This window comes from Paenibacillus sp. LHD-117, assembly GCF_030929555.1.
Lineage (GTDB): Bacteria > Bacillota > Bacilli > Paenibacillales > Paenibacillaceae > Pristimantibacillus.
Genome location: NZ_JAVFVT010000002.1, coordinates 119,849 through 132,735 on the forward strand (window position 1 = coordinate 119,849; position 12,887 = coordinate 132,735).

The window sequence follows — 12,887 nt, forward strand, 5'->3', positions numbered from 1 at the left end:
CTTGCCGATTGCTCCGAGCAGGCTCCTTATCCATGTCAGGCATCTCCCTTCCCGTCCACGGCGTCCAGCTCCGCCCACAGCTCCTCGAATACGGCTTGGAATGCAGGCAGTTTGCGTGCCGTCATCGGATCCGCCTCCCGAATGGCAGTCGGGATGGCGACCTCGCGCCGGATATGGCCCGGATTGCGGCCAAGCACGATGACGCGGTCGCTCATGGCCGCAGCCTCCGCGAGATCATGCGTCACGAGCACCGCCGTCTTGCCGAGCCTCTCCAGCGTCGACTGCACGAGTTCTTCGAGCTGCAGCTTAATATGAAGATCCAGCGCCGAGAACGGTTCGTCGAGCAGCAGCACATCAGGCTCGGTTACGAGAGTGCGAGCAAGGGCGACGCGTTGGCGCATGCCGCCAGACAGCTCATGGGGATATCTTCCGCCGTAGCCTTCGAGGCCAAGCTCGCTGAGCCAATGCTCGACCTTCTGCATGGACGCCTTCGTGCGTTGCCCGCCAATCTCCAGCCCGATCGCCGCGTTATCCCGAATCGTCCGCCATGGGAACAGGTAATCCTGCTGCAGCATGTAGCCGACGGCGGGCGTCGGTCCCGTTACGGCACGGCCATTCACGGTTACCGTACCGACCGTCGGAGGGAACAAACCCGCGAGCAGGCTGAGCAGCGTCGTCTTGCCGCAGCCGCTCGGGCCGACAAGGCTGATGAATTCCCCTTTCGAAACGGTCAAATCAATCGCCTCGAGCGCTAGCGAAGCTCCCTTATCATTGACGTATACATGCGAGAGCCCTTGCAGCGACAGCACGGTTGCGCCCATCCTCATCGCCTCCTTGGCCGGAATGGCCGTCCGGCACCCGTTTACTTAACCGTTTCAATCGCTTTCTCTGCAAAGCTCGTATTGACGAGCGTGCCATGCTCGGTACGCTGCTCCAGCTCTCCTGCCGTCGTGATGACGTCAAGCAAGTTGTTCCATTCCGCCTCATCCACGATCGGATCGGACGCAAACGAACCTTGCTGCTTGTATCGGTCGATTGAGTTGACGAGGATATCGAGATCGACGTTCTCGAAATACGGCTTCACGACGTCCGCGATTGCGGCCGCATCGTTCTCCTCGACCCATTTCTGCGCCTTGTACAAGGCATTCGTGAACGACTGGACGTGTTTTTCGTTTTTGTCGATAAAGCTGTTTTTCGTCATGAACACGGTGTAAGGCAAATGTCCGCTCTCAGTACCGAAGGAAGCGACGACGTACCCTTTGCCTTCCTTCTCGAAGATCGATGCCGTCGGTTCGAATAACTGCACGTAATCGCCCGTTCCCGAAGAGAACGCCGGCGCGATATTGGCGAAATCGACGTTCTGGATCATTTCCATGTCGGCATGCGGATCGATGCCGTGTTTCTTCATCGCGAACTCGCCGGCCATTTGCGGCATTCCACCTTTTCGCTGGCCGAGGAATGTGGTTCCTTTGAGCGAGCTCCAGTCGAAGTTTTCGATCTTCTCGCGCGCGACGAGGAACGTTCCGTCCGTCTGCGTCAGCTGGGCGAAGTTAATAATCGGGTCGTCCGTTCCTTGCTGATACACATAAATGGATGTCTCGGAGCCTACCAACGCGACGTCAATGACGTTCGAGAGCAACGCGGTCATCGTTTTGTCCCCGCCCGGCGTTGTTGTCAGCTCGATATCCAACCCTTCTTCCTCAAAAAATCCTTTTTCGATCGCCACGTATTGCGGCGCGTAGAACAGCGACCTTGTCACTTCGCCGATCCGGATCAGCTTCTTATCCGCCGATTCCTTGCCGCAGCCTGCCAGCGCGGCCGTCGCGATAAGCGCCGCTACCATTAATAGGGACGCTAAAGTACGCCTCTTCATGCTTCATTCCTCCCGCCAAAAGGCAATTGTGATGTATAACAGCCTATGCGGCATCCGCCCAGACGGTGAAAGTCGGCATGGCGCAAAAAAACCGCAGGCGCTCCAATAGGCGCGCCTGCGGTTAATGATCCATCTTACTTTCTCTTACAGCTTATAAATATCGGTATACTTCTTCGTCAAATAGTTCACGAGATATTGCGGATCCAGCGGCTTGCCCGTGACGGCTTGAATCAGCTCGGACGGGGTACGCAGCTTTCCGTATTGGTAGATTCTTTCCTTCAGCCAATCCTTGATCGGATGCAAATCGCCCGCGCCGACCATGGTCCACATGTCTTCCATCTCCCGCTCCATCGCGCTCGCGAGTTGCGCGGCGTACATGTTGCCAAGCGAATACGAAGGGAAATAACCGAACGCGCCACCCGACCAATGTACGTCCTGCATGACGCCGTCTGCATAGGAGGTCGGCACGACGCCGAGGTACTCCCGGTATTTCTCGTTCCATAGCTCCGGGAGATCCGCCGCTTTCGCGCCGCCGTTGAAGATGAGCTTCTCCATCTCGTAACGGATAATGATATGAAGATTGTAAGTAAGCTCATCGGCCTCGATCCGGATCAGGGAAGGCGTAACGATATTGTTGCCGCGATAAAACTGATCGACCGGTACGTCAAGCTGCCCGGGGAACCGCTTCTGCAGCTCGCCGAAATACCGTTCCCAGAACGGACGGCTGCGGCCGATGACATTTTCCCAGAAGCGGGATTGCGACTCATGGATGCCCATGGAAGTGCCGGTGCACAGCGTCGTGCCGATCAGATCCGCGCTGATGTTTTGCTCGTATAGCGCATGGCCGCCCTCGTGGATCGTTCCGAACAAGGCGCTCGTTACGTCGTCCTCGAGGTATCTTGTTGTAATCCTAACATCACCCGGATTCAGTCCCGTCGCGAACGGATGCGCGCTTTCGTCCAATCGCCCGGCTTCGAAGTCGTACCCCATCTGCTCGAGAATGTACAGGCTGAACTCCTTCTGCGCAGCCTTGTTGTACGTTTGCTTCAGGAACGAGGCGTCCGGCTGATGCGGCGATGCCGCGATCGCCGACGACAGCGTCACCAGCTCCGAGCGCAGCCCGCCAAACAATGCGTCCAGCTGCTTCACCGTCATGCCGGGCTCGTATTGGTCCAGCAGCGTATCGTAACGCGTTTCCTTCGCGCCCCACAGATCTATGAATTGGTTCGTGTAGGCGATCACCTTCTCCAGATACGGCTGGAAACCCGCGTAGTCGTTCTCGCCTTTCGCTTGCTCCCACTTCGATTCCGACTGCGCCGCTAGCACGACGTATTCCTGGTATAGCTTTGGCGGGATCTTCACGCTGCGGTCGTATTCCTTGCGCGTCTCGGTCACGAGCCGACGGTCGATCTCGGACAGCCCTTCGTTAACGCCGCTCTGTTCGAGCTCGGACAGCCATTCGCCCAGCTCCGGCGCGGTCGACAGCTTGAACATATCGCCGGACAACGACCCGATCGCTTCGGATCTCGTATCCATTCCTTTGCGCGGAGCCCCCGTCCTCAGATCCCAGTAGAGTAAGCCAAGCGCTTCGTTGTAGCTCGCAATCTTATGTATTCTTTCTCTGAACTTGCCTAACGTTCCGTTATTTTGTTCCGTCATCGCGGACAACCGCCTTTCCGAATGGTTTTGTCTCTCATCCCCAAGGTTCGGGATAAGCTTGTCATCGGAGAACGATCTCCTTATAATCATCTTAAACCTGCAAGGTCGGCTGCTGCAACAAGCGCATCTTTGGAAAGGAGAAAACATTCATGTTTATTACGTTTACGCCTTCCGCCGTTCGGAAGCTGTCCCCTTACCTGGAGGATGGCGCCTCCAAGCTGAAGCTTCTTCACGACACCGAAGGCTGCGGCTGCGTCATGAGCGGCGTTCCCGCTCTCCAGCTCGTGTCCGCCCCGTCCGCCTTGGACCGCGAAGCCAAAGGAGAGCCGTTTTCATTTTATTACGAGCCTCGTCACGAGGTTTTTTACGATGAGCCGCTCAAAATCGATTATAACGAAACAGCTGGCAGCTTCAGCCTACGCAGCGACAACCAGATCTACACGACGCATCTTCGTTTCATCGGCCTGCGCAATCAGCAATTTTAGCGAGGCATTATGGTGGGAAGAATCGCGAAATCATGTCCTTTAATTAAGTACTAACTGCTCCTGCTCATAACGAAAACGACGAGACTCGTTCTTCCGATAAGGGAAACTTACGACGGAATTTTTATATCGCAATTGAATTTCCCCGTCACAGCCCGCCTCGATTGTTATGGAAGTAGGCGAATGACATTCCCAATCAACAGAAACCCGATGCCCCCCTTGACCCATTAATCCTTGGAAGCTTCCTTCAGACCAGGATGAAGGAATCGAAGGCAAAATATGCAATTCATTGCGATAGCTTTGCAGAAGCATTTCTACCACACCTGAGGTAAGGCCGGTATTTCCGTCCAACTCGTAGATGCCTCCCGTTAGGGACGAAGTGGGGCCATCGTGTGTAATCATCATATTGTCTCGACTCAGGATAGACATCATAGAGTCAAGAAAACGTTCTGCAGCCTCACCTTCTAGCAAGCGCGCACTATATAGAACTAATAGAGCACCTGCCCAGTTAGCAAAAACAATGTCGGTTGCATTTTCGCCAAGACGCCTTTTGACGGAAACGGCTGCAGCTTGCGCAAGCTCAGGGGTATCGTCCGGGTTTATCACGCCGAAAGGATATAGGGACAGAAGGTGGCTCGTGTGCCGATGATCGGGAAGGGGTTCGTCAAAGTCCTCATACCACTCCATCAGTTGACCATGTTTTCCGATACGCAAGGGTGGCAGCTTCTCCAAAGATTCCTTTAAATCCCGGATCAATGCATCCTCTCTATTCAATAACCTGTCGGCTTCAATAACAATATTAAAAATCTGCCTCGCGAGTATGGTGTCGACCGCAGCCCCTGCACTAATGTGGTGCTCTTCCCCTCGAATAGCATACTTATTTTCCGGAGAATAAGAAGGCGTTACGAGAAGCTCTCCCGTCTCAGGATGAGGCAATAGAATATTGTGCAGAAACTGCGCAGCTCCTCGTAAAATTGGATACGCACGCTGAAGGAACTTATCGTCCCCAGTATAGAGATAATGCTCCCACAAATGAGTGGCCACCCAAGCGCCGCCACTTACATGGAATCCCCAGCTGCAGCCCCCCCACCCTGGAGCTGCCCAGCCATACGCGTTGGATACGGTGTGTGCAACCCAGCCTTCACACTCATACAGCTCCCTCGCAATCCGGGTGCCCTGTGGAACTAACGCCTGTTCCATCCAAGTAAAGAGCGGCAGTACGCAATCCCCAAGTCCAGTCGTTTCCGCTGGAAAGTAATTCATCTGGGTATTGATGTCGAGATGCATGTCATCCGTCCATTCCATTCGACATGCCCTATTATCGTTCCACGCTCCCTGTAAGGCGGCAGGCAATAAAGAATCAGGCCTTGACGAGCCTAACAACAGATATCGTCCGTATTGGAAGAACAATGCAACCAAAGCATAGTCAGACTTGTCTTCCTTATACTTTTTCAACCGCAAATCAGTCGGCAATTTAGAGGCTTCGCTTGCTGGCAGGTTGAGCATACAACGATCCATCCACTGAACGTGCTCGTTCGTGTGAGCCTGCAGCAGCTTATCCCAGCCCTTATTTACTGCCGATTGAGCCCGCTCAGCACATCTCCCCTTCATGTCGTCTGTAAACATGTCCGTCATGATCGTCAGATAAGCTACCATTTCTGTGGCATTCTTAACCAAGACTCCCTGCTTTGACGACTCTATCTGGCCATCTGTCACCAGCTGCAATCGTCCATAATAGGAAACACCATGCAAACCGTCACTGTGAATGTTCTCCAGAGCTCTTCCCCTCACCAACAAGAGAGATCCCTGACGAGTCGTATTAGAGGGTTGACTCCAACCTTCCATCCAGACACGCACATCAGGCATAAGGGAGCCCTTCGCCGACATTCTAACCATCATTACCTTGTCGGGATTGGAGATTATACTTTCGCGAACAATTGCCAAATCGTCATAGAACAGATCATCCCTTGCCATACCTGTTCGCAGATCCAGTTCCCTCCGCTGCCCATGCGGTTCTCGTGACACACCCACCCATAGTCGACCAAATGGAACCTGGCTGCCGTAATTTTGTTTCAGACCGTTACAACCCTCCATCAGTAACTCTGCCTTCGTAATGTCGCCGGCTAATAGGGCCAATCTTGCTTCGCGCATGAGTGCGGCCGCATCGTCATTCAAATACTTCTCCTGAGGCGCGCCGGACCAACAGGTTACTTCCGAAAGATCAAACAACCCATCCTTTCCTCCGTATGCCATTGCACCCATATGCCCGTTGCCGAGAGGAAGAGCTTGAACCCACTCTTGAGCCGGCGTTTGATACCATAATTTATCATTCGTCAATTACATCACCTATCCCCATGTCAGCTTATAATGATGAAGTACAAGCGTCTCTATAGCTAATAGAGACGCTTGTACGGCGGGTTTACTTCGAAATCGTGGAGGAATCGTAAGCGTTCTGCATAATTTCCAGATAACCTTTCAGATTCAAAGCTTCAAGCCCCTGTACATACGCATCCCAATCCTTCTCTAAGCTCTTGGAACCCGTCACGAATTGCAAAGCATTCTGGTCAATGAAATCTTTGATGTTCGTCTGCATCATGCTGGCTTCGTCCGCTCGTGCGGGATCGATCCAAAGCGCCCAATGAGGGAAGACGGCATCAGGCTCTTGCCCTTCATACAAGTAAGTGGCTTCTTGAAGACGACGCTCAAAGCCGTCGCTACCATAGATATCGGTGCCTTGCGTCTGTCTTGCGCGCAATTCCTTGTGCTGGTTATACTGTGCCATCGCGCTCCAGCTGCTATTGCGCGGCTCGGCCCCCGGCTCCCCAGGTATAGTGGCGAACAGCGCGTCCAAGCTGTCGTCGAGAGCGATGTCCCCTTCCTTCGCGTCCCGCCAATCTACGTCCTTCTCCCCGTAAATGCCGCCAAGCGCGCCCTCTTCCGTATAGAGATAGTCCAGCATCTTAATGGCCGCAATTTGAACGTCTTTGCTCGCCTTATTCGTCAGGACGAACGTCGCGCCCGGGTCAATCGGGTAATTATATGTCGAGTAGGTCGCATGCGGCCCTTTCAGCGGAGCGATGGCGTTATAATCTTTTCCATAAGGACCTTCCACGGCCGTGTTGACGAATATGGCAGGGTGCATGCCGGCGCCGGCGCCGAGCAGCTGAGCATCGGCGTTGTCGCCGATTTTTTTGAAAGCCTCGGCGTTCTGCGTGAATGCGCCCGGATCGATCAGCCCGTCATCGAACAAGGACTTCACATAAGCAAGGCCTTCCTTCCATTCCGGCTTATTGGCGGCCATATCCACTTTCCCGTCTTTCATGAACAGATAGGTCCGGTCGTCATTATAGATAAAGGAGTTCATTAAGAAAGGAATGATGTGCACGCCGTAAGGCTCGGTGGAGCCGCTGAGCGGCACTTCGTCCGCCTTCCCGTTGCCGTTCGGATCTTGCGTCTTGAACGCCGTCAATACGTTTTTAAATTCATCGAGCGTTGTCGGCTCTTCAAGACCTAATTGCTTCAGCCATTTCGTATTCATCCACATCTTGTTCGGGTAGGAGCAGTGGAAACATTCGTTTAGGCCTGTCAGCCCGTAGATCTTGCCATCCGGCGCGGTATTCATTGCCTTGTAATATTCGTTGTTCTCCAGCGTTGCCTTAATGTTCGGCGCGTACTGGTCAATGAGATCGTTCAGCGGAACGATAACTCCTTGTTGGCCGAACTTCAACAGATCGGTTTGAGAGAACCGGTCCACCCAAGGAATAAGCAAATACAGATCCGGATAGTCGCCGCTGGCTAAAGAGATTTGTCTCTTCTCGGCTGCGCCGTCGAACGGAACGGTCGTCCACTTGAACTGAATATTAAATTTCTCTTCCAGCAATTTCGAGAATTTGTTGGTTGCCAAGTCTGTGTCGGTGCTCTGCTGCGCAAATACGGAAATCGTGACAGGGCCGGATGGCGTTTCACCGCCGGTGTTATCGCCTCCTGTGCCCTCGGTGCTGTTTCCTCCCTTGGAACAACCCGCCAAGATCAAACTGAGCATAAGCACGCATGCGACAATAAAGGTCCACGGTTTTTTCAAAATAACCCCTCCTTATTTTATTATCCTTGTTCAACCCCCAGCCTTCAATGCGTCGTTTCACACTTACATATAAATCCCCCCTTTGAAAGCTCCGCTTACCCTTTCACCGAACCGATCAGCATGCCTTGTACAAAAAATCGCTGCACGAAAGGGTAGATGATCAGCACCGGCAGGCTTGCGACAACAATTAAAGAATACTTCATCAATTCCGCCAACTGTTGTCTTCTTACCATTTCACTGGCGTCAACGGTGCCTGCCGCATTGCCCAGAATTAATATGCTTCGCAAAACCAGCTGCAGCGGATAGATGGCTTGCGTCTTCAAGTAAATCAGCGCATCGAAATAAGCATTCCACTGCCCGACGGCATACATAAGGGCGAGTACGGCAATAATCGGCTTGGCAAGCGGAATCACGACGCTAAATATAAAGCGCCAATCGCTGCAGCCGTCGATTTCGGCGGCCTCCCCTAACTCTTCAGGTATCGAGGTTTGGAAGAAGGTGCGAGCGATGATGACCTGCCAGACCCAAATCGCATTCGGAATGAGCAACGCCCATCTTGTATCGATCATGCCTAATGACTTCACAATCAGGTAGGTTGGAATCAAGCCGCCGGAGAAGAGCATCGTAAACGTAATGAAGATCATGACCGGACTGCGGCCGTAGAATGTTTTCTTCGACATCGGATAGGCGACCATGATAGTGAGCGCGACGCTGATCAGCGTGCCGCAGACCATATAAAACAGAGAATTCGCGTAGCCGAGCAGCACCTGATCGTTCTGGAACACGGTCTTGTAACCATCTAGCGTGATGTCTACCGGCCATAACCATACTTTCCCGGCCGATACAGCCTCTGGGCTGCTGAAGGAAGAGCTCGCAATGTATACGAGCGGATATAATACCACTAATAAAATCGTTATTAAAAACAGGTACGTCAAACCAAGAAAGATCCGATCCCCGAGCGACTCCCTGATCCTTCTATTCTTCGTTTCGATCATAGACTTCTCTCCTCCCGTCTTCCGTTACCACAGACTGGTGCTGGATGCACGTTTTGCAAGCGCGTTCACAATAATTAATAGAACCAAATTGATAACCGAATTAAACAATCCAACGGCAGTTGCAAAGCTGTAGTTGGCGTTCAACAAACCAATCTTGTACACGTAAGTGGAAATAATCTCGGACGTCGACAGATTGAGCGGGTTTTGCAGCAGATACATCTTCTCGAATCCGATCGCCATTATATTGCCGACGCTTAGTATCAATATAATAACGGCTGCCGGCATCAGACCGGGAAGGTCGACGTTCATAATTTTCTGGAGACGCGAGGCTCCGTCGACTTTCGCGGCTTCATACAGGGAGGGATCCACACCTGCGAGCGCCGCCAAATAAATGATCGCCGAATACCCTGCTGTCTGCCATATATCGGAGAACACGTACACGGATCGGAACCATCTTGCATCGCCCAAAAAATTAACCGCATCCATGCCGAAAACGCCTAAGATCGTGTTCATGATTCCGAGCCGCGGAGCAAGAAACAGCATAATGATGGATACCATGACGACGGTGGAAATAAAAAACGGCGCATAGGTGAAGAGCTGAACGGTTCGTTTGAACCTCATGCTCCTAACTTCATTCAACGCCAAGGCGAGCAAGATCGGAATCGGAAAACCGACCGCAAGCTGATACAAGGAAATGTATAACGTATTTTTGATCAAGGTGACGAATGCCGGGTTGCGGAAAAACAATTCAAAGTATTTCGTTCCGGCCCATGGACTGCCCCATATCCCCTTAATGACGTTGTAGTCTTTGAACGCAAGGACCGCGTTCGCCATCGGCGCGTATTTAAAAATCAAAAAATAAAGAATAGGCGGAATGACCAACAGATATAGCTGCCAATGCCTTCTTGCGCTCTTCTTTGCCAACTCCAATGGATTAGACGCTTTTCCCGCGGTCTTCGAAACTTGTTGTTTTCGATTCACTGCCGTCTCCAAAAAGAACCACCCCCGAAAATTCCCTCTTGTAATGAAATCGCTTTCTTGTTGCCTATATTAGAAAATTCGCTTCTCTCCGTAAAGGAACACTTAGGTACGGACCGTACAATGCGGGAACGCCTATGCAATAACGTTGTAATGGCGGGGTTTTCTTTGCTGTTTACAAAAAAAAGACCCGTCCGAAGAGGGGTCTACGATATATTTTCAGTATTACGGAACACCCTTGGCGATACACCTTTCACTCGTTTGAACGCTCGCCTGAAAGAATGTGCACTGTTATATCCTACGTGTACGGTGATTTCATCGATGGTAAGCCGGTTCTCGAGGAGCAAGTTGGACGCTTTAGCGATGCGAATGCGTTCGAGGTAATCAAACAGGTTCTCCCCTGTGTGCTCCTTGAACAGTTGGGACATATATTTCTCCGGCTGCCCGATCGTATCCGCAATGCGATGTAACGTGAGATCGGGATCCTTGTATTCCGTCTCCAAGAATCGTGTCACCGCTCGAACGATTTCATGATCAAGATCGGATTTCTTCTTGGCAATCATAGCGCAAATCGCTTCCACCATAGCTTGGAATTTCTCTTGAAGCTGAGGAACGCCATCTGTTGGCTGCATCTGCACGATTTGTTTTCTAACCGATTCGGCAAGCGGTGCTTCATGGAACGCCTTTTGGTCGATCATTTTAAGAAACGTGCCTTTTAATACGGTCATAAACTGCTGCGTCATTTCGTAAGAAAGTCCGCGATCGACAAAATTGCGATCAAAAAGCTCGGACAGGATCCGTTTCCCTTCCTCCATTTCACCAGCTTTCAATGTGTTCAACAATCGTTGCTCCGAGTCGATGGGATAATAGTACATCGAGGTTTCTCGGATCGTATCCTCATAGCGGATCATGCCAATCTTTCCCGTATAGACGGCATTATCAAGGGCCTGCTGCGCCTCGTCAAACGACCGGCTGATCTCGGGAAGCGCTTGGAATGGCGCGCCGATTCCGACAAAGACCGGAAGGTGCGACTGCACGTTCGCGTTTTCAATAAGCCGAATCAGCCCGGTTTCGATTTCGGTTCCCTGCTCGATCCTTGGCTTGCGATCCTGCATGTGCAGAAAGGCGATTTTGTCGGTTCCCCAATCGGTGACAAGCAACTCCGGCTCCATTCGGAGAAGGGCTTGCCTCATCACAAGCCGCGCCACGCTGAGCTCATGAATGATTTCCTCGTTGTCCAGATCGCTATAACCGTTAATATTCAGAATACCCACATATCCGCATTCGCCCTTCCATGCAATGCCGGTATGGGAAGATGTGGCTTCAATCTCGCGTGCGGAATGAATTTCACCGACAAGCAGTCTTTTGATGAAAGCGTCGCGCAGCATAGGCAGCTGATCGATTAATTCCGTCTGCAGTTGTTTGTTGCTGACGACTAAACTCGAGATGCTCCCCGTGAAGAAATCGTATTCGTTTCGCCCTTTTCCCGTTTCCATACCGAATTGCTCCCTGAGCACGCTCAGCAATCGATGGACCGGCGTGCTGTCGCGGTAAGCTAGAGCCAGTCCGATCAATAGGCCGAGCAATGAAGCGGAGGCGGCGAATATGCCCGTTACCTCCTTGATTCTGTCGGCTTTTTCCATCAAAGCCTTCTTAGGAATGCCCGCGGTATACACCCATCCGTTCCGATCGGAGCGTATGGAGATCAGCAGCGTTCCGCTTTGCATCCGACTCGTATCGCCGTATTCCCCTGAAGGAACGTTCGACAGCTCCGCTATGTGGGCTTCATCGATGCCTTGAGATATCAGCGTATTGCCCTTGTTATCGCGAATAAAAGCCCAACCGCCATATTGCTTGGAAATGCTGTCCAGAAAACTCCCCATCTTCTTCGAATCAATGATGACACCGATCGTAGCCATAGGTTGATCAAAGCTGTTCAAGGGCAAGGACTGTAAAAACGTAAGAACGTTCGACTCTTGGTTTTTGTGAATGTACCTCCGCTCGGGGATAATTTCGTTCAAGTGATTGTTATGCAGAATCGTCTCTTCCCACTGCTTGAAGGTCATTCCTTCATAATGATTCAGTTCATAGAAGTGTTCCGGGCGAAAATAAACCGACTTTGGCGTAATGATCACATTAAAATTTCGGAGATAGATATAAAAATTGGACAGGAAATCATTTGTCTGGCTGTAGCTGCCTACATCCCCAGCCGATTCCCATAAGCCGTATACATTATAGCGCTCCCCGTTTCTTTGTTCGGTAATCAGACGTCTAAGATCTTGATTAATGGCAAGCTGCTTCGTGAAACCTTCGACCTCGGCCAGGTTTCGTTCCAATATTTGTTTGCTCTGACCCAGCGTCATCAAGCTGTTTTCAATAGAGATGGATTGCGCGACGTCGATGGAGGTTCTGTAGGACATATACCCCGCAATCAGGGGAATCATCAGCACGATAATATAGGAGATCATAAATTTCCGGAATAACGGCGACATGTTTGGCCATTTCCTCTTCATAGCATCCTCCTCCACTTGAAAGCGCTTGCTTATCTTTATAATTCAATATATATAGCATAAAAAGCGTTGCGCGCGCAACGCTTTATTATGATTCTGAAACTATTTTTTACAGGAATGATGCTGCGTACGCCGGTCATCGCCATATCCGCCGCCGCGAGCTCCGTAACGGCCCCGAAGCCGTTGCGGACGATACACGGAACCTCGACAAGTCCGCCAACCGGGTCGCATATGAGGCCGAGCGTATTTTTGAGCGCAAGTCCTACGGCATGCGCCGCTTGTTCAGGCGCGCCGATGAACGAGTTGCCC

General features: G+C 51.7%; 9 protein-coding genes and 1 pseudogene. 1 reads left to right on the forward strand and 9 read right to left on the reverse strand.

What is annotated here, in order from left to right:
* Window positions 1-35 precede the first annotated feature (35 nt).
* The 3 genes from RB620_RS01590 to RB620_RS01600 all read right to left on the reverse strand — a co-directional run bounded on the left by RB620_RS01590 (window position 36) and on the right by RB620_RS01600 (window position 3,532).
* Complete coding sequence (locus RB620_RS01590; RefSeq protein ID WP_308091753.1) at window positions 36-821, reverse strand: ABC transporter ATP-binding protein; 786 nt, start codon at window positions 819-821, stop codon at window positions 36-38.
* Between the two features lie 41 nt (window positions 822-862).
* On the reverse strand, window positions 863-1,873 hold the full coding sequence (locus RB620_RS01595; protein ID WP_308091754.1) for an ABC transporter substrate-binding protein: 1,011 nt from the start codon (window positions 1,871-1,873) through the stop codon (window positions 863-865).
* Window positions 1,874-2,017: 144 nt separating this feature from the next.
* A complete protein-coding gene (locus tag RB620_RS01600; protein ID WP_308091755.1) occupies window positions 2,018-3,532 on the reverse strand; it encodes a carboxypeptidase M32 in 1,515 nt (504 codons plus the stop codon).
* 149 nt (window positions 3,533-3,681) lie between these two features.
* Here RB620_RS01600 and RB620_RS01605 point away from each other — a divergent pair, with 149 nt between their 5' ends.
* A complete protein-coding gene (locus RB620_RS01605; RefSeq protein WP_308091756.1) occupies window positions 3,682-4,017 on the forward strand; it encodes an iron-sulfur cluster biosynthesis family protein in 336 nt (111 codons plus the stop codon).
* A gap of 39 nt (window positions 4,018-4,056) precedes the next feature.
* Here RB620_RS01605 and RB620_RS01610 read toward each other — a convergent pair whose 3' ends face one another.
* The 6 genes and pseudogenes from RB620_RS01610 to RB620_RS01635 all read right to left on the reverse strand — a co-directional run.
* Window positions 4,057-6,351, reverse strand: coding sequence for a glycoside hydrolase family 95 protein (locus tag RB620_RS01610; RefSeq protein ID WP_308091757.1), 2,295 nt, complete (start codon window positions 6,349-6,351; stop codon window positions 4,057-4,059).
* An 82-nt stretch (window positions 6,352-6,433) separates the two neighbouring features.
* Window positions 6,434-8,095, reverse strand: a complete 1,662-nt coding sequence (locus RB620_RS01615; RefSeq protein WP_308091758.1) for an ABC transporter substrate-binding protein — start codon at window positions 8,093-8,095, stop codon at window positions 6,434-6,436.
* A gap of 95 nt (window positions 8,096-8,190) precedes the next feature.
* On the reverse strand, window positions 8,191-9,090 hold the full coding sequence (locus RB620_RS01620; RefSeq protein ID WP_308091759.1) for a carbohydrate ABC transporter permease: 900 nt from the start codon (window positions 9,088-9,090) through the stop codon (window positions 8,191-8,193).
* Window positions 9,091-9,114: 24 nt separating this feature from the next.
* The gene (locus RB620_RS01625; RefSeq protein WP_374121349.1) at window positions 9,115-9,924 is read right to left on the reverse strand and encodes an ABC transporter permease; all 810 of its coding nucleotides are present in this window, start codon (window positions 9,922-9,924) and stop codon (window positions 9,115-9,117) included.
* Window positions 9,925-10,274: 350 nt separating this feature from the next.
* A complete protein-coding gene (locus tag RB620_RS01630; RefSeq protein WP_308091761.1) occupies window positions 10,275-12,581 on the reverse strand; it encodes a helix-turn-helix domain-containing protein in 2,307 nt (768 codons plus the stop codon).
* A 110-nt stretch (window positions 12,582-12,691) separates the two neighbouring features.
* A pseudogene (locus RB620_RS01635) lies at window positions 12,692-12,871 on the reverse strand (L-serine ammonia-lyase, iron-sulfur-dependent, subunit alpha); the annotation flags it as partial.
* Window positions 12,872-12,887: the final 16 nt, after the last annotated feature.